General features: G+C 55.8%; 20 protein-coding genes. 11 read left to right on the plus strand and 9 right to left on the minus strand.

Features of this window, described 5'->3' with window-relative positions:
- The first annotated feature begins 244 nt into the window (after positions 1-244).
- From dapB to kefC, 7 genes are all read left to right on the plus strand, one after another.
- Entirely contained in the window at positions 245-1,066 is an 822-nt protein-coding gene (gene dapB, locus KGP21_RS04760; RefSeq protein WP_094982164.1) for a 4-hydroxy-tetrahydrodipicolinate reductase, read from the plus strand.
- A 469-nt stretch (positions 1,067-1,535) separates the two neighbouring features.
- On the plus strand, positions 1,536-2,684 hold the full coding sequence (gene carA, locus KGP21_RS04765; RefSeq protein WP_209523314.1) for a glutamine-hydrolyzing carbamoyl-phosphate synthase small subunit: 1,149 nt from the start codon (positions 1,536-1,538) through the stop codon (positions 2,682-2,684).
- 18 nt (positions 2,685-2,702) lie between these two features.
- The gene (gene carB, locus KGP21_RS04770; RefSeq protein WP_218519893.1) at positions 2,703-5,924 is read left to right on the plus strand and encodes a carbamoyl-phosphate synthase large subunit; all 3,222 of its coding nucleotides are present in this window, start codon (positions 2,703-2,705) and stop codon (positions 5,922-5,924) included.
- 216 nt (positions 5,925-6,140) lie between these two features.
- Positions 6,141-6,779, plus strand: a complete 639-nt coding sequence (locus KGP21_RS04775; RefSeq protein WP_071682153.1) for a 2OG-Fe dioxygenase family protein — start codon at positions 6,141-6,143, stop codon at positions 6,777-6,779.
- Positions 6,776-8,017, plus strand: a complete 1,242-nt coding sequence (locus tag KGP21_RS04780) for a cysteine desulfurase-like protein (RefSeq protein WP_209523318.1) — start codon at positions 6,776-6,778, stop codon at positions 8,015-8,017. The genes KGP21_RS04775 and KGP21_RS04780 overlap by 4 nt, the downstream gene beginning before the upstream one ends.
- A gap of 136 nt (positions 8,018-8,153) precedes the next feature.
- Positions 8,154-8,714 (plus strand): glutathione-regulated potassium-efflux system oxidoreductase KefF, encoded by a 561-nt coding sequence (gene kefF / locus KGP21_RS04785; protein WP_059201950.1) that lies wholly within the window; start codon positions 8,154-8,156, stop codon positions 8,712-8,714.
- Entirely contained in the window at positions 8,707-10,560 is a 1,854-nt protein-coding gene (gene kefC, locus KGP21_RS04790) for a glutathione-regulated potassium-efflux system protein KefC (protein ID WP_021179268.1), read from the plus strand. Before kefF ends, kefC begins: the two co-directional genes overlap by 8 nt.
- A 33-nt stretch (positions 10,561-10,593) precedes the next feature.
- Here kefC and KGP21_RS04795 read toward each other — a convergent pair whose 3' ends face one another.
- Complete coding sequence (locus KGP21_RS04795; protein ID WP_059199717.1) at positions 10,594-11,208, minus strand: LysE family translocator; 615 nt, start codon at positions 11,206-11,208, stop codon at positions 10,594-10,596.
- Positions 11,209-11,334: 126 nt separating this feature from the next.
- On the opposite strand from KGP21_RS04795, the gene KGP21_RS04800 reads away from it, so the two are divergent.
- The 3 genes from KGP21_RS04800 to folA all read left to right on the plus strand — a co-directional run bounded on the left by KGP21_RS04800 (position 11,335) and on the right by folA (position 13,220).
- Entirely contained in the window at positions 11,335-12,135 is an 801-nt protein-coding gene (locus KGP21_RS04800; RefSeq protein ID WP_039995480.1) for a threonine/serine exporter ThrE family protein, read from the plus strand.
- Positions 12,132-12,596 carry a threonine/serine exporter gene (locus tag KGP21_RS04805; RefSeq protein WP_021179271.1) on the plus strand — a complete coding sequence of 155 codons (465 nt, stop codon included), beginning with the start codon at positions 12,132-12,134 and terminating at the stop codon, positions 12,594-12,596. The genes KGP21_RS04800 and KGP21_RS04805 overlap by 4 nt, the downstream gene beginning before the upstream one ends.
- A 141-nt stretch (positions 12,597-12,737) precedes the next feature.
- Positions 12,738-13,220 (plus strand): type 3 dihydrofolate reductase, encoded by a 483-nt coding sequence (gene folA / locus KGP21_RS04810; RefSeq protein WP_024483559.1) that lies wholly within the window; start codon positions 12,738-12,740, stop codon positions 13,218-13,220.
- 46 nt (positions 13,221-13,266) lie between these two features.
- Here folA and apaH read toward each other — a convergent pair whose 3' ends face one another.
- The 6 genes from apaH to lptD form a co-directional block, all read right to left on the minus strand.
- On the minus strand, positions 13,267-14,118 hold the full coding sequence (apaH, locus tag KGP21_RS04815; RefSeq protein ID WP_223537411.1) for a bis(5'-nucleosyl)-tetraphosphatase (symmetrical) ApaH: 852 nt from the start codon (positions 14,116-14,118) through the stop codon (positions 13,267-13,269).
- A 1-nt stretch (position 14,119) separates the two neighbouring features.
- A complete protein-coding gene (gene apaG, locus KGP21_RS04820) occupies positions 14,120-14,497 on the minus strand; it encodes a Co2+/Mg2+ efflux protein ApaG (protein ID WP_039995481.1) in 378 nt (125 codons plus the stop codon).
- 13 nt (positions 14,498-14,510) lie between these two features.
- Complete coding sequence (gene rsmA, locus KGP21_RS04825) at positions 14,511-15,329, minus strand: 16S rRNA (adenine(1518)-N(6)/adenine(1519)-N(6))-dimethyltransferase RsmA (RefSeq protein WP_021179275.1); 819 nt, start codon at positions 15,327-15,329, stop codon at positions 14,511-14,513.
- Positions 15,322-16,314 (minus strand): 4-hydroxythreonine-4-phosphate dehydrogenase PdxA, encoded by a 993-nt coding sequence (gene pdxA / locus KGP21_RS04830; protein ID WP_115159102.1) that lies wholly within the window; start codon positions 16,312-16,314, stop codon positions 15,322-15,324. Before pdxA ends, rsmA begins: the two co-directional genes overlap by 8 nt.
- Positions 16,301-17,602, minus strand: a complete 1,302-nt coding sequence (surA, locus tag KGP21_RS04835; RefSeq protein WP_094982160.1) for a peptidylprolyl isomerase SurA — start codon at positions 17,600-17,602, stop codon at positions 16,301-16,303. The genes pdxA and surA overlap by 14 nt, the downstream gene beginning before the upstream one ends.
- 67 nt (positions 17,603-17,669) lie before the next feature.
- Positions 17,670-20,036 carry an LPS assembly protein LptD gene (gene lptD / locus KGP21_RS04840; protein WP_059199721.1) on the minus strand — a complete coding sequence of 789 codons (2,367 nt, stop codon included), beginning with the start codon at positions 20,034-20,036 and terminating at the stop codon, positions 17,670-17,672.
- A 230-nt stretch (positions 20,037-20,266) separates the two neighbouring features.
- Between lptD and djlA the strand changes: the two genes are divergently transcribed.
- Positions 20,267-21,100 carry a co-chaperone DjlA gene (djlA, locus tag KGP21_RS04845; RefSeq protein WP_021179279.1) on the plus strand — a complete coding sequence of 278 codons (834 nt, stop codon included), beginning with the start codon at positions 20,267-20,269 and terminating at the stop codon, positions 21,098-21,100.
- 38 nt (positions 21,101-21,138) lie between these two features.
- Here the strand turns inward: djlA and rluA are convergent, their stop codons facing one another.
- Both rluA and rapA read right to left on the minus strand, forming a co-directional pair.
- A complete protein-coding gene (gene rluA, locus KGP21_RS04850) occupies positions 21,139-21,789 on the minus strand; it encodes a bifunctional tRNA pseudouridine(32) synthase/23S rRNA pseudouridine(746) synthase RluA (protein ID WP_059199722.1) in 651 nt (216 codons plus the stop codon).
- Positions 21,790-21,843: 54 nt separating this feature from the next.
- Positions 21,844-24,750, minus strand: a complete 2,907-nt coding sequence (gene rapA / locus KGP21_RS04855) for an RNA polymerase-associated protein RapA (protein ID WP_021179281.1) — start codon at positions 24,748-24,750, stop codon at positions 21,844-21,846.
- Positions 24,751-24,906: the final 156 nt, after the last annotated feature.

The raw sequence follows: 24,906 nt of genomic DNA on the forward strand, positions 1-24,906 counted from the left end.
CAGAATGAGCAAAAATCGACTTTATCGCCATTCATCGCAATGCATAAATAGTGCATGATTATGTAGCAACAGAAGGTTGACGCTAATCGGGTAATTGTTAATCAATTGACAGCGTTACTGATAACATATCGGGCATATCATAATTTTCTAATCCGTAAGCAAATCCTCTGGTAGTGATAGGGTAGGGAAGTTACCCTGAACCCATAGCCGAGGAGTGGCTTTTGACCATAAAAGAGAGCGAAGTATGACTGATTCACACATCCGCATCGCGATTGCGGGTTCCGGTGGCCGCATGGGGCGCCAATTGATACAGGCCGTGCAGCAGGCACAGGGCGTGGTATTGGGTGCAGCACTGGAGCGCCCGGGTTCTAGCCTGGTTGGTACAGATGCCGGCGAACTGGCTGGTGTTGGCGCAGTAGGTGTCACCGTCAGCGATAACCTGGAAAAGGTCGTCAATGATTTCGATATCCTGATCGATTTCACCCGCCCGGAAGGCACTCTGGCCCATCTGGCGTTTTGCGTGGCCCACGGCAAAGCCATGGTGATCGGTACCACCGGCTTTGATGATGCGGGTAAAGCGGCTATTCAGGCCGCTGCGCAGCAGATTGGTATCGTGTTTGCCGCCAACTTCAGCGTGGGTGTCAACGTGGTGCTCAAGCTGTTGGAAAAAGCGGCCAAGGTGATGGGCGATTATACCGATATCGAAATTGTGGAAGCTCATCACCGCCACAAGGTAGATGCTCCTTCAGGAACGGCGTTAGCCATGGGCGAGGCGATTGCCGGTGCTTTGGGACGCGATCTGAAAGAGTGTGCGGTTTACGAGCGTGTGGGTTATACCGGCGAGCGCGATCCAAAGAGCATCGGCTTTGCCACCATTCGTGCCGGGGATATAGTGGGTGAACATACCGCCATGTTTGCCGATATTGGCGAGCGAGTAGAGATCACCCATAAAGCCTCAAGCCGGATGACGTTTGCCAATGGCGCGGTCCGTGCCGCATCCTGGATCTCAAACCAGCATAATGGGCTGTTTGATATGCGAGACGTGCTCGGTTTAGACCAGTTATAATTTATTGAACACCATCGTGATGTGGTTGTGTTGATCATAATGATATGATAATCGGACAATAATTTTATTGTCCTTTTTTTTAACATTGAAAATGAGGCTTACGATTAATTTTAATGCTGTAATCTGTTTTTGTTGGCCTTATCCAGTCTTAATCCTGTTTTTTCCGTCGTCTTTATTGCTCCCCACACCGATTTTAGCTGTTTTAAGCTATTTTTTCTGTCACTGTGTCTCGCAACCGTTTACTCGGCCTAGTTTGCTGATGTTTTTGTGCCTGTGACCCCATTAAAACCCTGAGGTCAGCAAAAATAATGGAAAAAATGGCGCTTTATCTAGACAAGCGGGACGCTCATCATTAAAATGCGCCCAATTTGCCAAAAATTGGCCTTGAGGGCGGTTTTTGCATTGATTTAGGGCGTGAAATCTGAATTAATATGCAAATATTGTGATTGATTATTCCTCGGAGGGTGTTTTGATTAAGTCAGCGCTATTGGTTCTGGAAGACGGAACCCAATTCCACGGTCGGGCCATCGGGGCAGAAGGTACGGCAGTGGGGGAAGTGGTCTTCAATACCTCGATGACCGGTTATCAAGAAATCCTCACTGATCCTTCCTACTCCCGCCAGATCGTTACTCTTACTTATCCTCATATCGGCAATGTCGGCACCAATGATTCCGACGCAGAATCCTCCGCTGTTCATGCTCAAGGCCTTGTCATCCGCGACCTGCCACTGATTGCCAGCAACTACCGCAACGAAATGGGCCTGGCCGATTACCTCAAGCGTCACAATATCGTGGCGATTGCCGATATCGATACCCGCAAGCTGACCCGCCTGCTGCGTGAGAAAGGCGCACAGAACGGCTGTATCATCGCGGGCGACCTCACCGATGCCGAACTGGCGCTGCAGAAAGCCAAAGCTTTCCCTGGCCTGAAAGGCATGGACCTGGCGAAAGAGGTCACCACCAAAGAGGCTTACGCCTGGCAACAGGGGAGCTGGACGCTGGAAGGCGATTTGCCGGAGGCCAAACCTGCGGGCGAACTGCCTTACCATGTGGTGGCCTACGATTACGGCGCCAAGCGTAACATCCTGCGTATGCTGGTGGATCGCGGCTGCCGCCTCACCGTGGTGCCAGCGCAAACCCCTGCGGAAGTGGTGCTGAAAATGGCTCCGGACGGCATCTTCCTGTCCAACGGCCCTGGTGACCCAGAGCCTTGCGATTACGCCATCAGCGCCATCAAACGCTTCCTGGAAACCGATATCCCGGTATTTGGTATCTGCCTGGGCCACCAACTGTTGGCGTTGGCCAGCGGTGCCAACACCATGAAGATGAAGCTTGGCCACCACGGCGGTAACCACCCGGTGAAGGATCTGGATAACAACACCGTGATGATCACCGCGCAGAACCATGGCTTTGCCGTTGATGAAAATAATCTGCCGAGCACGTTGCGGGTCACGCATAAATCCCTGTTCGACCACACGGTGCAGGGCATCCATCGTACCGATAAAGCCGCGTTCAGCTTCCAGGGGCACCCAGAAGCCAGCCCAGGCCCGCACGATGCCGCGCCGCTGTTCGATCACTTTATCGAACTGATTGAGACTTACCGTACCAACGCCAAATAATCAGGAGCCAGAAAAGCCATGCCAAAACGTACAGATATAAAAAGCATCCTGATCCTCGGCGCTGGCCCGATCGTTATCGGCCAGGCGTGTGAATTTGACTACTCTGGTGCCCAGGCGTGTAAGGCGCTGCGTGAAGAAGGTTACCGCGTCGTACTGGTCAACTCGAACCCGGCCACCATCATGACCGACCCCGAAATGGCCGATGCCACCTATATCGAGCCGATCCACTGGGAAGTGGTGCGTAAAATCATCGAGAAAGAGCGCCCGGATGCGGTGCTGCCAACCATGGGTGGGCAAACCGCACTGAACTGTGCGTTGGAGCTGGAACGTCAGGGCGTACTGGCCGAGTTCGGCGTTACCATGATCGGCGCTACCGCCGATGCCATCGACAAAGCCGAAGACCGCCGCCGTTTCGATATCGCCATGAAAAAAATTGGCCTGGACACGGCGCGTTCCGGCATTGCCCATAATATGGAAGAAGCGTTGGCGGTGGCAGCCGATGTGGGCTTCCCTTGCATTATCCGCCCGTCATTCACCATGGGCGGCACCGGTGGCGGTATCGCCTATAACCGTGAAGAGTTCGAAGAGATCTGCGAACGTGGTCTGGATTTGTCCCCGACCAAAGAGCTGCTGATTGACGAATCGCTGATCGGCTGGAAAGAGTACGAGATGGAGGTGGTGCGCGATAAGAATGACAACTGCATCATCGTCTGCTCGATCGAAAACATCGATGCCATGGGTATCCATACCGGTGACTCCATCACGGTGGCTCCAGCGCAAACGCTGACCGACAAAGAATACCAAATCATGCGTAACGCCTCGATGGCGGTACTGCGTGAGATCGGCGTGGAAACCGGCGGCTCCAACGTGCAGTTCTCGGTGAACCCGAAAACCGGCCGCCTGATCGTGATTGAAATGAATCCACGCGTATCCCGTTCATCGGCGCTGGCCTCGAAAGCGACCGGCTTCCCGATTGCCAAGATCGCCGCCAAGCTGGCGGTGGGCTACACCCTCGATGAGCTGATGAATGACATCACCGGTGGCCGTACGCCAGCCTCCTTTGAACCTTCCATTGACTACGTCGTCACCAAAATCCCGCGCTTCAACTTCGAGAAGTTTGCCGGAGCCAACGATCGCCTGACCACCCAGATGAAGTCGGTCGGCGAAGTGATGGCGATTGGCCGCACCCAGCAAGAGTCGTTGCAGAAAGCGCTGCGTGGGCTGGAAGTGGGTGCGACCGGGTTCGATCCGAAAGTGAGCCTGGACGATCCGGAAGCCTTGACCAAGATCCGTCGTGAGCTGAAAGATGCCGGTTCAGATCGCATTTGGTATATCGCCGATGCTTTCCGCGCCGGTCTGTCCGTCGATGGCGTGTTCAACCTGACCAACATCGACCGCTGGTTCCTGGTGCAGATTGAAGAGCTGGTGCGTCTGGAAGAGCAGGTTGCCGAAGCGGGCATCAACGGCCTGAACGCTGATTTCCTGCGTACGCTCAAGCGTAAAGGTTTTGCCGATGCGCGCCTGGCCAAGCTGGCTGGCGTAGCGGAAAGCGAAATCCGCAAGCTGCGCCACAGCTTCAACATGCATCCGGTCTACAAGCGTGTGGATACCTGTGCGGCAGAGTTTGCAACCGACACCGCCTACATGTATTCCACCTACGAAGACGAGTGTGAATCCAACCCGACCAACGATCGTCCGAAAATCATGATCCTGGGCGGTGGCCCGAACCGTATCGGCCAGGGCATCGAGTTCGACTATTGCTGCGTACACGCCTCGCTGGCGCTGCGCGAAGACGGCTACGAGACCATCATGGTCAACTGTAACCCGGAAACTGTCTCTACCGACTACGACACCTCGGATCGCCTGTACTTCGAACCGGTGACGTTGGAAGACGTGCTGGAAATCGTGCGCATCGAGAAGCCAAAAGGCGTGATCGTGCAGTACGGCGGGCAAACCCCGTTGAAACTGGCGCGTGAGCTGGAAGCGGCAGGCGTGCCGATTATCGGCACCAGCCCGGATGCGATTGACCGTGCCGAAGACCGCGAACGCTTCCAGCAGGCGGTTAACCGCTTGGGCCTGAAGCAGCCAGCCAACGCCACCGTGGCAACCATCGAGCAGGCAGTTGAGAAAGCGGCCGGTATCGGTTATCCGCTGGTGGTGCGCCCCTCCTACGTACTGGGTGGCCGTGCGATGGAAATCGTTTACGACGACATCGACCTGCGTCGCTATTTCCAGAACGCGGTTAGCGTGTCCAACGATGCGCCAGTGCTGCTGGACCGCTTCCTGGACGACGCAGTAGAAGTGGATGTGGATGCTATCTGTGACGGCGAGCGCGTGCTGATCGGTGGCATTATGGAGCATATCGAACAGGCTGGCGTCCACTCCGGTGACTCCGCTTGTTCACTGCCAGCCTACACGCTGAGCAAAGAGATTCAGGACGTGATGCGCCAGCAGGTAGAAAAACTGGCGTTTGAACTGCAGGTCCGTGGCCTGATGAACGTGCAGTTTGCGGTGAAGAACAATGAAGTCTACCTGATCGAAGTGAACCCACGTGCCGCGCGTACCGTGCCGTTCGTTTCCAAGGCGACCGGCGTAGCGCTGGCAAAAGTGGCGGCACGTGTGATGGTCGGTAAATCCCTGGCCGAACAGGGCGTGACTGAAGAGGTCATCCCGCCGTACTACTCGGTCAAGGAAGTGGTGCTGCCGTTCAACAAGTTCCCAGGCGTTGACCCGATCCTCGGGCCAGAAATGCGCTCGACCGGTGAAGTGATGGGCGTTGGCCGCACCTTCGCCGAAGCCTTCTCCAAAGCGATGTTGGGCAGTAACTCCGGCATGAAGAAAGGCCGTGCGCTGCTGTCGGTACGCAGTGGGGACAAGGCTCGCGTAGTGGATTTGGCTGCCAGCCTGCTCAAACAGGGCTTTGAACTGGATGCCACCCACGGCACCGCAGTGGTGCTGGGCGAAGCGGGGATTAACCCACGCCTGGTCAACAAGGTGCATGAGGGGCGTCCGCACATTCAGGATCGCATCAAGAACGGCGAGTATACCTACATCGTGAATACCACGGCGGGGCGTCAGGCGATTGAAGACTCCAAGCTGATCCGCCGCAGTGCGCTGCAGTATAAAGTGCACTACGACACCACGATGAACGGTGGTTTTGCCACCTCGATGGCGATGAAGGCCGATCCAACCGAGCAGGTGACTTCGGTGCAGGAACTACACGCACGTATCACCAAGTAAGTTAATAACTTGGTTGCCACTGAGGCGCTGCTTTTGCAGCGCCTTTTTTGTTGCCGCAGCCCCCCAAAGGTTGCGGTTTGCGGCTTGTGCTGATTTTGTAGGGGTGCGTCATATTTTTGGGATGACAAATTTGATATCCCATTATCTTTATCTATTTTTAATGGTGATTACTGTTATTTTCTGTTGTGAAACAGGCCTGTTCAATAAGGTGTCATCATGCTCAACAAACACGAGAATATCCTGCAGATCACCCATCTTAGCCAGGAAGGGATTGCTCAACTGGCTCCTTCATTCAACACGCTTCCCCACACCCAGCATGCGGATGGCAAGTACCGCCTGCGGCGTTATTCCGTCCTGCGTTTTCAGCAAGGCTTGGTGGTAGAGACGGGCAAACATGAGTTTGTACAGTCTGAGGATATCAACCATTTTCAGGGCAATATCGTCCGCCAATTCGAACCGCTCTTGACCACGACCTGGCAAAATGAGGGGATGCGCGAAATGTGCGAGGTCTTTGTTAATAGCAATGACCTACCGGACAACCAGGAGATAGAGATCCACCAAATCCGCATTACCACCACCTATGTTGAAACTCAGGTGGCACCGGAAGGTATCCATCGCGATGGTTTTGATCACATCGCGATAGTCGGTATCGACAGGCATAACATTGTCGGCGGGGATATCCTGCTCTATAACAGCAATCGCGAAGAGCCATTTTTCCGTAAGGTGTTGGAAAATGGCGAAGTTGCCATGATTGCAGACAGTAAGTTGTGGCATAACGCCTGCCCAATCCGTGCCGTCGAGACAGATAAAGAAGGGCATATGGATGTTTTTGTTCTGACAGCGAGGGTGGCATGAAATTTACGCCTGAACAAAGCCGGATGCAATTTAGCGCTCTGGGTCAGCTGTATCAAGGAAAAAGCGTGGTGTTCTTTGATGGCCCCGGTGGCTCACAGGTCCCGCTCACGGTGTTAGACAAGATGGTCGATTATTTGGGCCACCATAATGCCAACCTGGGGGGACACTATTTTTCCAGTAAAGCCACTGAACAAGTGATGTTACAAGCCAGAGAGTCTGTTCGGGCCTTCTTGAATGCCGGTTCGGCTGACAATATTGTCTTTGGCGCCAACATGACCTCACTGACTTTTCAACTGAGCCGCGCTATCAGCCGGGAGTGGCAAGCGGGGGATGAGGTGATCGTCACCGCTCTGGATCACTATGCGAACGTTTCGAGCTGGCAACAGGCCGCTGCCGATAAACAGGTCGTTGTTCATCAGGCCCCGGTTAATGAGCAGGATTGTACGTTAGACGTCGATAAACTTTGTGCGCTTATTAACGCCAAAACCCGATTGGTGGCTGTTACCTATGCGTCAAATACCACAGGTTCGATCGTGGATTTAAAGCGTATCGTTGAGGCGGCGCACCAGGTAGGCGCTTTGGTTTATGTAGATGCTGTGCACTATGCTCCACACCGTCTGATTGATGTTCAGGCGTTGGGTTGCGACATACTCCTGTGTTCCGCGTATAAGTTTTTTGGCCCACACGTCGGGATTGCCTATCTGGCTACGCCGTGGTTACAAACGTTACGTCCTTACAAGGTCGAGCCGGCCACCGATCTTGGCCCTGGGCGTTTCGAGACGGGAACTCAGAGTTTTGAAGGGCTTGCGGGAGTGACTGCTGCGATCGAATACCTGGCTCAGTGGGGAGAACCCGGCGCGCCGTTGCGCCAGCGCTTGCAAGACAGCTTTAGCCAACTCAGCCAGCATGAAGAAGCGCTCAGCGCTTATTTCCTGGAAAAACTACGGCAAGTGAAGGGGGCGCGCTTGTACGGTATCGATCGGCCCGATGCCAACCGCCGGACCCCGACTTTTGCCGTGACGTTTGCGCACGGGCTGCCTGAAGAGGTTGCCAAGGCGCTGGGAGAACACAATATTTGTGTCGGCAACGGGCATTTTTATGCGCTGGGGCTGGTCCGCCAACTGGGTCTGGAGCAACGTGGCGGTGTCGTGCGGATCGGATTAATGCACTACAACACCCACCAGGAAATTGACCGTTTGTTTGAGATTATCAACACGTTGAATCAGTCACTGCCGTAAGCCGGTGATGCCATATCGCCCCCATATCCTGATGATCAGGGATGGGGGCATCGTGGGCCAGCAAGTTTTCATGCCAGTAATGGCGACACTATGACTGGTATATACTCGTTGTATGAAACGCAACAACGAGAAGCGCATGATCCTGATTATTTACGCCCATCCCTATCCTCGGCATTCTCATGCCAACCAACGGTTGCTACAGGCGGTAAAAGACATTCCCGGCGTGGAAGTTCGTGCACTGTATGAACTGTATCCGGATTTTAATATCGATATCAACGCCGAACAGCGGGCGTTGGAACGGGCCGATATGGTGGTTTTACAGCATCCGATGCAGTGGTATAGCCTGCCGCCGTTGCTGAAACTGTGGATCGACAAAGTGCTGGAGCATGGCTGGGCCTATGGCCACGAGGGCAACGCCCTGGTGGGGAAAGACTGCCTATGGGCGGTCACCAGCGGCGGAGATGAGCAGCATTTCGCGTTGGGCGATTACCCCAACTTTGCCGCACTGGGCCAGCCGCTGCAGGCCACAGCGATTTACTGCGGTATGAAGTGGCAACCGTATTTTGCCGTGCACAACACCTTTACCTGTAACGAACCGGCCTTGATCGCCGCTGGAGAAGCCTATCGCCAGCGGCTGGTGCAGTATCTGATGGAACACAGTGATCCAGCAGCAGAGCAGGAGTCCGTGCATGGATAACCACTCGATGATGATTGAAGGGCTGATCTATCTGGGATCGGCCGGACTGTTGGTGCCGATTGCCGTACGCCTGGGATTGGGATCGGTACTTGGCTACCTGATTGCGGGCTGTGTCATTGGCCCCTGGGGGTTGAAACTGGTTTCCGATCCCGAGTCGATACTGACCTTTGCCGAAATCGGCGTGGTATTGATGCTGTTTATTATCGGGCTGGAGCTGGATCCCCGGCGGTTGTGGACGCTGCGGGCAGCGGTCTTTGGCGGTGGGAGCATCCAGATGGTGGGATGCGGTCTGGTGCTGAGCGCCTTCTGCTATTTCCTCGGCCTGAATTGGCAGGTCGCCTTGCTGATTGGCTTGACGCTGGCTCTCTCCTCTACGGCGATCGCCATGCAGGCGATGAGTGAGCGTAACCTGACGCCTTCACCCATTGGCCGCAGTTCGTTTGCGGTGCTGTTGTTCCAGGATATTGCCGCCATTCCCTTGGTGGCGATGATCCCACTGCTAGCCAGCAGCGGTGCGGCTACCACGCTGGGTGCCTTTGTGTTTTCTGCCGCCAAGGTGGTGGGGGCGCTGGCGGTCGTGGTGTTACTGGGGCGCTATGTGACCCGGCCCTTGCTGCACTTTGTGGCGCGTTCCGGCATGCGTGAAGTCTTTAGCGCCGTGGCGCTGTTCCTGGTGTTTGGCTTTGGCATTCTGCTGGAGATGGCTGGGCTATCGATGGCGATGGGAGCCTTTCTGGCTGGCGTGTTGCTGGCCAGTTCCGAATACCGCCATGCGCTGGAAAGCGATATTCAGCCATTTAAAGGCCTGCTGCTTGGGCTGTTCTTTATCGGCGTGGGGATGTCGATCGACTTTGGCACGCTGTTCCATCATCCGTTGCTGATCGCCTCGCTGTTGCTGGGCTTTATGTTGCTGAAGGCGGCACTGCTGTGGCTGGTTGCGCCGATGCTTGGGGTACCCAAGCGTCAGCGCGGGCTGTTCGCCATTTTGCTGGGGCAGGGCAGTGAGTTTGCCTTTGTGATCTTTGCTGCGGCACAGATGGCCGGTGTATTACCGCTCGAATGGGCTAAATCGCTGACGTTGGCCGTTGCACTTTCGATGGCCGCTACGCCATTGCTGCTGGTGGTTGCCGCTCGCCTGGCCAAGAATGCCCCACAGGACGAACGCCCGGCAGACGTGATCGACGAAGAGAATGCCAGCGTGATCATCGCCGGTTTTGGCCGTTTTGGCCAGATCGCCGGCCGTATGCTGCTGGCTAACGGCGTGCATACCGTGGTGTTGGATCACGATCCGGACCATATCGAAACGCTGCGCAAATTTGGTACCAAGGTGTTCTATGGCGATGCGACGCGAGCCGATCTGTTGGAAGCCGCGGGGGCAGAACATGCCAAAATCCTGATTAACGCCATCGACGATGTGGAAGCCAACCTGCAACTGACGGCGTTGGTCAAACGCCATTTCCCGCACCTGAAAGTGGTGGCGCGTGCCCGCGATGTGGATCACTGGTATCAACTGCGGCAGTTAGGGGTGGAGAAACCCGCACGGGAAACCTTTGAAAGCTCGTTGCTGATCGGCAGAGAAACTCTCGAGCTGCTGGGGCTGGACGCCTACGAAGCCCGTGAAAAGGCGGATACCTTCCGGCGTTATAACCTGAAGATGCTGGAGGATACGTTGGAGAACTACGAAGACACCGAGTTCCGGGTCGCCAGCCTGCAACGGGCTAAAGAAATGCTGTCTTCGGCCATCGAGCAAGATCAGAAGCGCCTATCTCACGTGCAGCAAAACGGCTGGCGCGGCAGTATTGATGGCAAAGCACCGGAGGAAGAGGTCGTAGAGGCGAAAGGGTAATAGCTTGGCGAGGGTTTTACCCTCGCCGATTTTTCAGCTCAGCGCGACTTTGATACCCAAGGCGATTAACATCCCGCCCAACAGCTTATCGACCACCTTCTGGGTCTTTTCCAGCCCACGGCGCACCGGTCCGCTTTGGATCAAAAACACCAGCACCGGCCACCAAACGGCGGAAAGGCCGAAAATAATTCCGGCGTACCACAGCTTTTCACCCAGGCCGGAGTTGATTTGCAGTACCTGGGTAAACACCGCCAGGAAGAACAGCGTGGCTTTCGGGTTGAGCAGATTACACAGGTACCCTTGTACAAAGGCGCTTTTCAGGCTGACCTGCTGTTGAGGCAGGCTGCTGACGCTCATCTTGCTGCCCCCGCGTGATAACAGGGCTTGAATGCCAACCCAGATCAGGTACACCGCACCGGCGTATTTCAGCACGTTGAATAACCACGGCGTGGTGGTGATCACCACCGCCAGGCCCGCGACACAGTAAGACATATGAGTTGCCACGCCGCAGATCACGCCGAACGCGGTCATCATTGCTGCCAGGCGCGGATAGCGCGCCGCATTTTTAATCACCAGAAAAAAGTCTGGCCCGGGGGAAAGCATGCCGAGTGTGGCAATACCGGCGACAAACAATGAGGTTTCAAGCATGAGCGAGTCTCTGAAAAAGGCCTAATTCTGCTGATAATAACGCCACTCCTCCTGACGTGCATCAACCTATTACACTAATCTCTGGTTATATGATGGGGCTTCATTAAGAGGAAGTGATTGAGCGATATGAAAAAGGAATTAACCGCAGAGCTACCCGGTGTAAACCAGCAACAGCGTGAAATCACCCGTCTGTGTATTCAGTGTGCGTTGCTGCTGCTACAGCACGGGGCGGAAAGCATGGTGGTGGAACAACTCTCGACTCGCCTGGGTCTGGCGCTTGGCATGGATAGTGTAGAAAGCTCCATCTCGGCTAACGCCGTGGTGCTGACCACCATCAGCAATGAAGCCTGCCTGACCACCACGCGGAAGAACGTCGATCGCGGGATCAACATGCAAATGGTGACCGAGGTCCAGCACATTGTGATCCTGGCGGAACACCATTTGGCCGACGTCCATGACGTGGCTCGGCGCTTTGAAAAGATCCGCCCGCTACGCTACCCGCGTTGGCTGGTGGTGCTGATGGTGGGGTTGTCCTGTGGCTGTTTCAGCATGCTTAACGGCGGTGGGCCAGATGCTTTTGCGGTCACCTTTATGGCCAGCGGCCTGGCGATGTTTGTGCGCCAGATGCTGACCGCTCGCCATATGAATCCGCTGATCAACTTTTGCCTGACGGCCTTTGTAGCTACGTCGGTCTCCGGCCTGCTGTTGCGTGTGCCGTTTTTCCACCAGACCTCCAGCGTGGCGATGGCGGCCAGCGTGCTGTTGCTGGTGCCTGGTTTCCCGCTGATCAACGCGGTAGCCGATATGTTTAAAGGCCACGTGAATACCGGTCTGGCCCGCTGGGCGATGGCCAGTTTGCTGACGTTGGCAACCTGCATCGGCGTGGTGATGGCGATGTCACTGTGGGATTTGCGGGGGTGGTCATGAGCCTGCTGTGGGCGCTGTTACAGGACATGCTGTTGGCGGCGGTACCTGCGCTCGGCTTTGCCATGGTGTTCAATGTGCCGGTACGAGCGTTGCGCTATTGTGCCTTGCTCGGGGCGTTGGGGCACGGATCGCGGATGCTGCTGATGCATTTCGGCATGAATATCGAGTGGGGCTCGTTCCTGGCAGCCATTCTGATCGGCATCATCGGCATTTACTGGTCACGCTGGCTGCTGGCGCATCCCAAGGTATTTACCGTTGCGGCGGTGATCCCGATGTTCCCCGGTATTTCAGCCTATACTGCGATGATCAGCGTGGTGGAGATTTCGCATTTGGGCTACAGCGAAGCCCTGATGTCGGTGATGATCTCCAACTTCCTCAAAGCCTGTTTTATCGTGGGAGCCTTGTCGATCGGCCTGTCGGTACCGGGTCTGTGGCTGTATCGTAAACGTCCCGGCGTTTAGGGATTTTTCTAAGGATCTGGGATTATTAGAGTTTATCTTCAGAGCCGTCCGATATATGAGTATCGCTCGATTCGTCTATCGACGGTGGCCGGGGCTTTACGTATAGTGTGAGCAATTTTGCTGCCTATACAGGGTTAAACAATGATTATCAGCCTGATTGCTGCTTTGGCGGCGGATCGCGTTATTGGTATGGAAAATGCCATGCCGTGGCACCTGCCGGAGGATTTGGCGTGGTTTAAACGTAACACGCTAAACAAACCGGTGATTATGGGCCGTAAGACCTTTGAGTCGATTGGCCGTCCCTTGCCGGGCCGTCATAATATCGTATTAAGCAGCCAGCCGGGTAAAGAACCTGGCGTGACCTGGGTAACTTCGCTGGAGGAGGCTTTGGCTGCGGCTGGCGAGGTGGAGGAAGTGATGGTGATGGGCGGTGGCAGCATTTATAGCCAGTTCCTGCCACGGGCTTCCCGAATGTATCTGACGCATATCGATGCTGAAGTAGGCGGAGATACCTACTTCCCGGATTACGAGCCAGACGAATGGGAAACCTCATTCAGCGCCTTCCACGATGCGGACGCACTGAACTCGCACGGTTACTGTTTTGAGATTTTGGAACGCCGCTAAGGCGGGTTAGCTATCAAATGGGCACCCTTGGGTGCCCATTGTCGTTTTAAGAAGCCGCCAGCGTATCCGCGCCGTCTATCGCATCACGGCGGTTGCTTGGCTGGGTAAAGTAGCGCTTGTCTTCCCAACGTAGCAGGGTCAAATCCCCACCCCAACAGCAGCCGGTATCCAGACCGATGATGCCTTCCGGCGTGCCTCTGCCTTCCAGTGAAGCCCAGTGACCGAAGATGATACTGTACTCGGGGTCGACCAGACGCGGCAGATCAAACCAGGGTTTCAGCGGAGCGGGAGCGCTGCCCGGCGCATCTTTGCAGATCATGTCCAACTGGCCGTTAGGGAAGCAATAGCGCATGCGGGTCAAGGCATTGGTGCTAAAGCGTAGGCGTGCAAGCCCACTCAGCTCTGGGCTCCAGTTGTTGGGCATATCGCCGTACATCGCATCCAGAAATAACGGATAACTGTCGCTGCTGAGTACCGCTTCCACTTCACGGGCACACATCTGTGCGGTCTCGATATCCCACTGTGGGGTAATGCCGGCGTGGCCCATGATCAGTTTGCGTTCATCATCCACCTGTAGCACTGGTTGGCGACGCAGCCAGTTGATCAACTCGTCAGCATCAGGTGCTTCGAGCAAGGGGGTAATGCGGTCTTTGGGTTTGTTACGGCTGATACCGGCGAACACCGCCAGCAGGTGCAGGTCATGGTTACCCAGAACCATGCGCAATGCCGGGCCGAGAGAGCGGAGGTAGCGCAGCACTTCGAGCGAGCCAGGGCCACGGGCGACCAGGTCGCCAGTCAGCCACAGTTGGTCTTGCAGGGGATCGAAATCAACCTGAGCTAATAGCGACTGCAGTTCATCGAAACAGCCATGAACGTCGCCGATAAGATATGTCGACATATTAGTGGATCAGCGTAGGGATGGCTAAACGGAACACCGGAATGGCGGTACGGAATGGCTGACCCTGCTGATCAACCATTTCATAGTGGCCTTCCATGGTGCCCAGCGGGGTTTCGAGTATCGCACCGCTGGTATATTGGAACTCGCTGCCGGGCCGGATAATGGGCTGTTCACCGATCACCCCCTCGCCCTGAACCTCGGTTTGGCGGCCGTTGCTGTTGGTGATCAGCCAGTAACGGCCCAGCAGTTGCACGTCAAAGCGCCCCAGATTACGGATGGTAACGGTATACGCGAAGACGTAACGTTCTTCCTCAGGAATCGATTGTGATTCCACATACACACTCTGTACCTGCACACATACACGGGGCGAATCAATCATGACAACTGCTCCTTTATTGCTGCTGCGCCTGCTGTTGTGAAAGCCAGTTAGCCAGCTTACAGTACTGCGCTACAGAAATATTCTCTGCTCTGAGCGTCGGATCGACGCCGAGTTCCGTCAACTGTTCCGGGGTGAAAAGATCGCCCAGGCTGTTGCGGATGGTTTTTCTGCGTTGGTTAAATGCCTGGGTGGTCACACGGCTGAGCATGCGCACATCGCCGACAATATTGGGCATCACCAGATGTGGTACCAGACGAACCACGGCAGAATCGACTTTAGGCGGCGGTGCGAACGCTGTCGGCGGCACTTCCAACACCGGAATAACGTTACAATAATACTGCGCCATCACGGTCAAACGCCCGTATGCCTTGCTGTTTGGGCCGGCAACCAGACGGTTGACCACCTCCTTTTGCAGCATAAAATGCATGTCGCGGATAGCGGAAGTATAGCTGAAAAGGTGGAACATCAGCGGCGTCGAAATGTTATACGGCAGGTTGCCGAACACGCGCAACGATTGGCCTTCTACGGCTGCCAGCTCGGCGAAGTTCACCGTCATGGCATCTTGCTGATGAATGGTCAGCTTGTCTTTTAGCTGTGGGTGATTGGCCAGGCGAGCCGCCAGATCGCGGTCAAGTTCAATGACCGTCATGCGGTCCATCCGTGCGCCAACCGGCTCGGTCAAGGCTCCCAGGCCTGGGCCGATTTCGACTACCGCTTCGCCCGGCTGTGGGTGAATGGCTGAGACAATGCTATCGATGACAAACTGATCGGTTAAAAAGTTCTGTCCAAAACGTTTGCGGGCAAAGTGCCCTTGGTGGACTCTATTATTCATTGCTGTTAATTATCATTTTAATGGCGAGAGCCAAGGCCGTTTTGAAGCTGCCTGCATCGGCAGTGCCGCTGCCAGCCAGTTCCAACGCGGTACCATGGTCGACCGAGGTACGGATAAAAGGCAAACCGAGGGTGATATTCACCGCTCGACCAAACCCCTGGTATTTTAGTACAGGCAAGCCCTGATCGTGATACATCGCCAGCACCGCATCTGCATGTTGCAGATATTTGGGCTGGAACAGCGTATCCGCCGGGAGCGGGCCAATCAGCTGGATACCGCGGCTGCGCAGCTCGTCCAAAGCCGGAATAATCACATCCAGCTCTTCACGGCCCATATGGCCGCCTTCCCCCGCGTGTGGGTTTAGCCCACAGACGTAAATCAGCGGGTGTGGGATGCCAAACTGGTTTTTCAGATCCCGATCGAGAATGGTGATCACTTCGAACAGGCTCTGTTGGGTAATGGCGCCCGGGACTGCAAGTAACGGCAGATGGGTCGTTGCCAGAGCGACGCGCAGTTCCTCGGTAGCCAGCATCATCACCACCCGTTCACAATGACTGCGATCGGCAAAGAACTCAGTATGGCCGGTAAAGGCGACGCCAGCGTCGTTGATGATGCTTTTGTTGACCGGGCCAGTAACCAGCGCGGCGAACTCACCGTTCAGGCAACCGTCACAGGCGCGTGCCAGAGTCTCGACCACATAGGCGCTGTTGGCGACGTTAAGTTCACCAGCGACCACGGCCTCCGGGGCTGCAACGGGCAATACCGTTAATGTCCCGGCACGCTGGGGCTGTGCAGCCTGGCCTGGCTGGTAGTCGCGCAGCGTGAGCGGTAACGCCAGCTGGCGGGCGCGCTCAAGCAACAAGGCCGGATCGGCGCACACCACCAGCTCAACAGGCCAATCCTGTTGTGCCAGTACGGTGACCAAATCCGGCCCAACCCCGGCAGGCTCGCCGGGGGTGATGACGATACGGTTATTGTGGTGCATTGCTTCCATCGAGGATCTTCACGTAAGCAGCGGCACGTTGTTCCTGCATCCAGGTTTGCGCTTCTTCGGCGAACTTGCGGTTAAACAGCATGCGGTAGGCACGATCTTTCTGCGCCGCATCGGTTTTATCCACCTGGCGGGTATCCATCAACTGGATCAGATGCCAGCCAAAGGAAGAGTGTACCGGCTCGCTGACCTGGCCTTTTTGCAGCTTCAGCAGCGCATCGCGGAAGGCAGGATCGTACATGTCTGGCGAAGCCCAACCCAGATCGCCGCCCTGTAGGGCAGAGCCTGGATCTTGTGACAGCTGTTTGGCTTCGTCTTCAAACTTCGCTTTGCCGCTCTTGATGGCCGCTGCCACTTCTTGCAGCTTGGCGCGTGCCTGATCGTCGGTCATCACCACTGAAGGTTTCAGCAGGATATGACGGGCATGCACTTCGGTCACGGAAATCGACTGGGTACCGCCACGGATATCGTTGACCTTCAGGATATGGAAGCCGACGCCGGAGCGGATTGGGCCAACCACGTCGCCTTTTTTGGCACTGGACAGACGTTCAGCAAAAAGCGTTGGCATTTCCTGCAGTTTACCCCAACCCATCTGGCCGCCTTTCAGCGCCTGTGAGTCGGCAGAGTAGGTGATCGCCAGTTTGCCGAAATCGGCACCGCCGGTCGCTTCACCCGCCAGGCGTTTTGCCAGCGCTTCGGCTTCATCAACCTGCTTCTGCGATGGGTTTTCTGGCAGCGGGATCAGGATGTGGCTGATGTTGATGTCGGTTTCACCGCCGTTCTGTGCGCCGACCTGTTTGGCCAACGCGTCAACTTCCTGCGGCAGGATGGTGACACGGCGACGCACTTCGTTGTTACGCACTTCCGAGGTCAGCATTTCCTTGCGGATCTGCGCACGGTAAGTGTTGTAGTTCAGACCTTCATACGCCAAGCGGCTACGCAGTTGATCCAGACTCATCTTGTTCTGGGCGGCGATGTTGCCGATCGCCTTGTCCAGATCGGCATCGCTGACGGTGATCCCCATTTTTTGCGCCATCTGCAGCAGGATGTTATCCATAATCAGACGTTCAAGGATCTGGTGACGCAACGTATTGTCGTCTGGCAATTGCTGGCCAGCCTGCTGTGCGTTGAGTTTCACCGATTGCATCAGGCCGTTCACGTCGCTCTCGAGGACTACGCCGTTATCGACGACGGCGGCGACTTTATCCATTTGTTGCGGTGCTGCGAACGCGGTATTGGCACAAACCACCAATCCGAGAAGAAGCGTTCTCCAGTTCTTCATACATTTCCCGTTATCTGTTTCCGCAAATGCGGGTGAAAGTTGTTTTTTTTCAATTCGTTAATCAATATCAGAATGCGCGCTGGTAAGGCAGAATACCCGAGCGTAGCATTTCATTGGTGCCAAGGCTGTGATCGCTGCTCAAGCCGCGCAGCTCGACGTTGAATGAAACTTTGTTATCGTACTTGCTGACCTGATTGCCGTTGTCCCAATCGGTGATCTTGCGCTCATAACCCACGTTAACCGCCCAGCAGCAGGTGTTATAACGCAGGCCGACCAATTGGTTGGCGGTTTGTTTCGCACGGGTATCGTAGTAATACGCCCCGACCACCGCCCAACGATCGGCAATCGGCCAACTGGCCACCATACCGACCTGTGAAATACCGTCCTGATAGCCCGGGTTGCTGATATCCGGCAGGGTTGCCGAAATATATTCCGGGCTGGCATAACGATAGTTCAACTGCACCATGCGATTCTGATCCTGACGATATTCCACAACCGCGTCGCCTAACGCGACGCTATCGAGACGGGTGTCGTATTGCACACCACCGCGCAGGCCCCAGCGATCGTCAATCTTCCAATAGGTGTCACCAGCCCAGACGACGCTGCCGGTATCATCGCTATTATCAAAGTTGCTACTTTGATCCCCGGTCCGCGAGCGACTGAGGTAGTAGATTTGACCTACGGATACGTTAAAACGTTCAACCAGTGCGTCATCATAAATACGCGAGGTGACACCGGCTGCTACGCGGTTCTGCGAGGCGACACGATCAAGGCCGCTGTAGGAACGGTCGCGGAACAGGCCTGAGTAGTCGGTTTGCAGCAGGGTTGAGTCATAGGTATAGATGTTGCTTTGGTCGCGATAAGGCACGTACAGGTACTGCATACGCGGCTCAATGGTTTGGGTAAAACCTTCTGACCAATCCATTGGGCGTTCGAACACCACTTTGCCGTCGGTCTTGAACTGCGGCAGTACGCGGTTGACCGAATCTTCCAGATCGGGAACCGGGCTCCCCGGGTTACGGCTGGCATAGTCGGCGGCAAAACCGTTCGGGATGGTCTGCTGGAAATGCGTCGCCATCAGTTTGGCTTCGGTATTCAGGCTACCCCAACTGTTGGCCAACGGCAGATTGATCGCCGGTGCTACATGCCAACGAGTGGCTTTCGGGTTATTTGGGTTGACGCTGGTAAAGTTGGCAACCTGGGCGTAGGTGTGGAAATCAAACGGGCCAATATCCGATTTATAGTAGTTGAGATCCAACTGCGGCTGTGCACGGTAGGCGTTTTGGTTGCCCACCCCGCTGAAGATCTGGAACTGCTTGGAAGCCAACGTAGCATCCCAGTTCTCATCGGCATAACCGACGCTGAATTTCTGCGTGGCGTAGCCATCGGTGGTGGAGCCGTATTTGGAGTCCAGATCGGTGAAGTAATAAGGGTCGCTGACCTTGGTGTAGTCGACGTTGAAACGCCACACCTGATTCATTACGCCGTTATGGCCCCAGTAGAACAGCCAACGCTTACTGTCGTCGACATCCCCATGGTCTTTTTCGAACTGCCTATCGCTTGGCAGCCAGTCGAAGGCCATGGTGCCCAGACCCGGTTGCAGCAGATAACGGAATTCGTTCTGCCACTGCAGGCCACGATTCGTCATGTAATGCGGGGTGATGGTGGCATCAAAGTTTGGCGCAATGTTCCAGTAATACGGCAGCATGAACTCGAAGCCGTTATTACTGCCATATTTGGCATTGGGGATCAGGAAGCCGGAGCGGCGTTTATTGCCCACTGGCAGCTGCAAATAGGGGCTGTAGAACACCGGCACCTTGCCAATCTTGAAGCGGGCGTTCCACACTTCGGCCACTTCTTCTTCGCGATCGAGGATCACTTCGGAGCCCACTACGCTCCAACTGTTATCGCCAGGCAGGCAAGAGGTGAAGGTACCGTTTTCCAGGATGGTGTAGCGGTTTTGGCCGCGCATCTTCATCTTGTCGGCGTCACCACGCCCTTGGCGACCTACCATCTGATAGTCGCCCTGATAGACGTCGGTATCTTTGGTGTTCAGGTTTGACCAGGCTTTAGGGCCTTTCAGTTTGATCTGATTATCTGCGTAGTTCACGTCACCGGTGGCGGTAACGGTACGGATCGGATCCGGTAGCCCATCTTTTTGCGTCTGCTTCAGCTCAACCTGCTTCGCCGTCAGGGTGCTGTTGCCCTGTTCGACGTTGACGTTGCCAGTGAACAGTGCGTTGTTCGGATAGTTGGCTTCTGAATCATCGGAAATGATGGTGACCGGCAGGCTGTTGGGGTCGCCGCTGATCAACGGTTTATCGTAAACAGGCACGCCGAGCATACATTGCTCGGCCAGATCTGCCAGCGCGTGCTGACTATAAATTGCCGTCCAAATCAACGTGGCCAGCAGTGTTGGGAAACTTTTTTTCATACGCGGTATTGGTGTTCCGTCATCAGAGGCGTCATGTCCGGCAAACGGTCAGAGACTATATCACTCATCAGCGTTGCGCTAGTGTTAAATCCTGCCGTTCGATTGCGTCGTCGTTAGGCGCAGAGATAAATGACAGGTATGATAATCGAATTCTTGGAAAAAATCGCCTTAACCCTTGCTCGTACCGATAGGGATACACGGCTTATTACGGTTTGATAGTTGGGGAGTATATGCAGTATTGGGGAAAACTGCTCGGAGTGATTGTCGCCATTTGGGCTGGCGGCGGATTCTGGGGTGTCGTGCTGGGGTTGATCGTTGGCCATATGATCGACACCGCACGTAATAACAAGCGCAGCCGGGGCTTTTTTACCGACCAGCAAACGCGGCAGACGTTATTTTTTCGCACTACCTTTCAGGTTATGGGGCATCTGACCAAATCGAAAGGGCGGGTGACCGAAGCCGATATCCAGATAGCCAGCCTGTTTATGGACCGCCTGCAGCTGCATGGCGAAGCCCGTACCGCGGCGCAGCAAGCGTTCCGCGAAGGCAAGCACAGCCAGTTCCCGCTGCGTGAAACCTTGCAGCAGTTGCGCAGCATCTGTTTTGGTCGCTTTGATCTGATTCGGATGTTTCTGGAAATTCAAATCCAGGCCGCGTTTGCCGACGGTTCATTGCATCCGAATGAACGCCAGGTGCTGTATGTGATCGCCGAAGAGCTGGGCATTTCCCGCGCTCAGTTCGATCAGTTCCTCAGTATGATCGAAGGAGGGCGTCAGTTTGGCGGCGGCAGTTGGCAGGGGCAGCAAGGGGGATACTCCCAGGGCGGCTACCAGCAGGCGCAACGTGGCCCGACGCTGGAAGATGCCTGCAAAGTGCTGGGCGTGAACAGCAGCGACGATGCCACCACCATCAAGCGTGCCTATCGTAAGCTGATGGGCGAGCATCACCCGGATAAGTTGGTCGCCAAGGGGTTGCCGCCGGAAATGATGGAGATGGCGAAACAGAAAGCGCAGGAGATCCAGGCCGCCTACGACCTGATCAAACGCGAGAAGGGCTTTAAGTAGTTGTCGTTAAGGGCGCCGTGTGCGGCGCCCTTAAAAACTTAGAAATCCGGCTCTACGCGAAAATGCATCGGTGTCTGGAACGCGGGATGGGTGATACGCAACTCTTGTGCGTGCAGTTGCAGGCGCGGTGCCATCGCCTTGGCCTCTGGCGGGGCGTAGAAGCCATCGCCGAGAATGGGGTGACCCAATGCCAGCATATGAACGCGCAATTGGTGTGAGCGCCCGGTGATGGGCAGCAGCTTGACCCGCGTGCTGCCATCCGGGTCCCGGGAAAGCACCACATATTCGGTCTGCGCAGCCTTGCCGGTTTCGAAACACACTTTCTGCAAGGGCCGGTTCGGCCAGTCGCAAATCAGCGGTAAATCCACCAACCCTTCATCCTGTGCCATATGCCCCCACACGCGGGCGATATAGCATTTTTTCGGCTCGCGCTCGCGGAACTGGCGTTTTAGCTCACGCTCGGCGGCCTTGTTCAATGCCACCACGATCACCCCGCTGGTCGCCATATCCAGGCGATGCACGGATTCTGCCGCCGGAAAGTCTGCCTGGATACGCGTCATCAGGCTGTCCTTGTTCTCCGGAGCACGGCCAGGCACGGAAAGCAGTCCGCTAGGTTTGTTGACCACGATGATGTGCTCATCCTGATACAGCACGTGCATCGGATCTTGCGGGGGATTGTAAGGTTCCATGTTAGCTCCGCTGAGAAGGGCAAACCGGGGAGCCTTGGCTCCCCGTTGTGTGGATCACTGGTGCGTCACTACTACCAGGCGAATAGCATCCAGCCGCCATCCCGCTTCGTTGAGGTTAATCAGCACCTGCTTGCGGTTGAACTCCAGCGCTTCGACTTCGTCATCACGGATATTCGGGTTAACCGCTTTCAGGGCTTCCAGACGTGCCAGCTCGGTACTCAGCTTGTCATCGGCCTCTTGCTTAGCCTGTTCGATCAGGGCGCGGGCCTGTTCTTCCACCAGGCTTTCTGCCTGTTGCAGCATCACGTGCACTTCTTGCTGCACCGCATTGACCAGCTTGCTGGAGGTGTGGCGATTGACCGCGTTCAGTTGGCGGTTAAAGCTTTCGAACTCGACCTGTGCCGCCAGGTTGGTTCCCTTGCGATCCATCAACATGCGGATCGGCGTTGGCGGTAGGAAGCGGGTCAACTGCAGGTGTTTAGGGGCCTGGGCCTCAACCACATACACCAGTTCGACCAGCAGGGTGCCCACCGGCAGTGCCTTGTTTTTCAACAGAGAAACCGCACAGCTCCCGGTGTCGCCGGAGAGGATCAGATCCAGCCCGTTGCGGATAATCGGGTGTTCCCAACTGACAAACTGGGCATCTTCACGCGACAGTGCCTGCTCGCGATCAAACGTCACGGTGCAGCCATCTTGCGGTAGCCCAGGGAAGTCCGGTACCAGCATATGGTCGGACGGGGTCAGGACGATCAGGTTGTCGCTGCGGTCTTCCTGATTGATACCGACGATATCGAACAGGTTGAGTGCAAAGCTCACCAGGTTAACGTCGTTGTCCTGTGCCGCAATGGCTTCCGCCAGCGCCTGTGCTTTGTCACCGCCGTTGGAGTGCATTTCCAGCAGACGGTCACGGCCCTGTTCCAGCTGCGTTTTCAACTGTTTGTGCTGCTGGTTACAGGTATGGATAAACTCGTCCAGACCTTCCTGCTCGGTAGGGGCGGCCAGGTAGCCAATCAGTTGCTCATAGCAGCTGTCATAAATCGGCCGGCCGGTAGGGCAGGTGTGCTCGAAGGCATCCAGCCCTTCATGGAACCAGCGGCCCAGCACGGCCTGAGCGGTGTTTTCCAGGTACGGCACCATGATCTGGATATCGTGCATCTGGCCAATACGATCCAGACGGCCAATACGCTGTTCCAGCAGATCCGGGTTGAACGGCAGATCGAACATCACCATCTGGCTGGCAAACTGGAAGTTACGCCCTTCCGAACCGATTTCGGAGCACAGTAGTACCTGCGCGCCTTCTTCCTGTGAAGCGAAGTAGGCGGCGGCGCGATCGCGTTCGATAATGCTCAGCCCTTCGTGGAACACGGCGGCGCGGATCGCTTCGCGCTCGCGCAGCACCTGCTCCAGTTGCAGAGCGGTCGCGGCCTGGGCGCAAATCACCAGCACTTTCTCATGACGGTTGGCGACCAGATAATCCAGCAGCCACTCAACGCGCGGATCGAAGTTCCACCAGGTCGCATTCTCCCCTTCGAACTCCTGATAAATCTGTTCTGGGTAGAGCATGTCGCGGGCGCGGGCTTCGACGGTTTTCTTGGCGCTCATGATGCCGGACACCTTGATCGCCGTCTGATATTGCGTTGGCAACGGCAGTTTGATCTGGTGCAGGTGACGGCGTGGGAAGCCTTTTACGCCGTTACGGGTGTTACGGAACAGCACGCGGCTGGTGCCGTGGCGATCCATCAGCATGGTGACCAGTTCCTGGCGCGCCTGTTCGCTGTTGTCGGTATCGCTGTTGGCCGCTTTCAGCAGTGGCTCAATGTCCTGCTCGTCGATCAGCTCACCCAGCAGGTTCAACTTGTCATCTGCCAGACGCTCGCCGCTCAGCAGCAGCGTCACCGCATCGGCTACCGGACGGTATTTCTGCTGGTCGGTGACAAACTCCTGATAGTCATGGAAACGGCTGGGATCCAGCAGGCGCAAGCGGGCAAAGTGGCTTTGCTGGCCAAGCTGCTCCGGAGTTGCCGTCAGCAACAGTACGCCCGGGATGTGCTCCGCCAACTGTTCAATCACCTGATATTCACGGCTCGGCGCGTCTTCGCTCCAGGCCAGATGATGAGCTTCGTCTACCACCAGCAGATCCCAGTGGGCATCGGCCAACTGCTCAAGGCGCTGTTTGTTGCGACGCACGAAATCCAGCGAGCAGATCACTAACTGTTCGGTTTCGAACGGGTTGCTGCTGTCGAGCATCGCTTCGGAATAGCGGCTATCGTCAAACAGTGAGAAATAGAGGTTGAAGCGACGCATCATTTCAACCAGCCACTGATGTTGCAGGGTTTCCGGTACCACGATCAGCACGCGTTCGGCGCGGCCAGCCAGCAGTTGCTGATGAATAATCATCCCGGCTTCGATGGTTTTACCCAGGCCCACTTCATCGGCCAACAGAACGCGCGGTGCATGGCGCTGGCCGACCTCGTAGGCGATATGCAATTGGTGCGGGATCAGGCTGGCGCGCATACCACGCAGGCCAGCGAACGGCAGGCGATACTGCTCGCTCTGGTATTTGCGGGCGCGGAAACGTAGCGCAAAGCGATCCATGCGGTCAATCTGACCGGCAAACAGGCGGTCTTGCGGTTTACTGAAGGTCAGCTTGCTGTCCAGCAGCACTTCACGCATAGCGACGCCGCTTTCCTGGGTGTCCAGACGCGTGCCGATATAGGTCAACAGGCCGTTATCCTCTTTGACTTCCTCCACCTGCAACTGCCAGCCTTCGTGGTTGCTGATGGTGTCGCCCGGGTTAAACATCACGCGGGTGATTGGCGAGTCGTTTCTGGCATAGAGGCGGTTTTCACCGGTTGCGGGGAAAAGCAGGGTGACCATGCGCACGTCAAGTGCTACCACGGTTCCCAGTCCCAATTCGCTTTCCGTATCGCTGATCCAGCGTTGACCAAGTGTAAAAGGCATAGTTTGTCGGCTCGATTCTTATTAAGTAAGTCTTGCTACCCGGCAGATAAGCCCTGGGTAACCTGTTTCAACTGCTTGCTATTCCCGGCATCTTGCCTGCCACCGCGTTGTTACCGGTTGGCGAGCTTTATTTTCATTTAGCGGGTAATAGCCTGT

It is taken from the genome of Serratia sp. JSRIV004 (assembly GCF_019968705.1).
Classification (GTDB): domain Bacteria; phylum Pseudomonadota; class Gammaproteobacteria; order Enterobacterales; family Enterobacteriaceae; genus Chania; species Chania fonticola_B.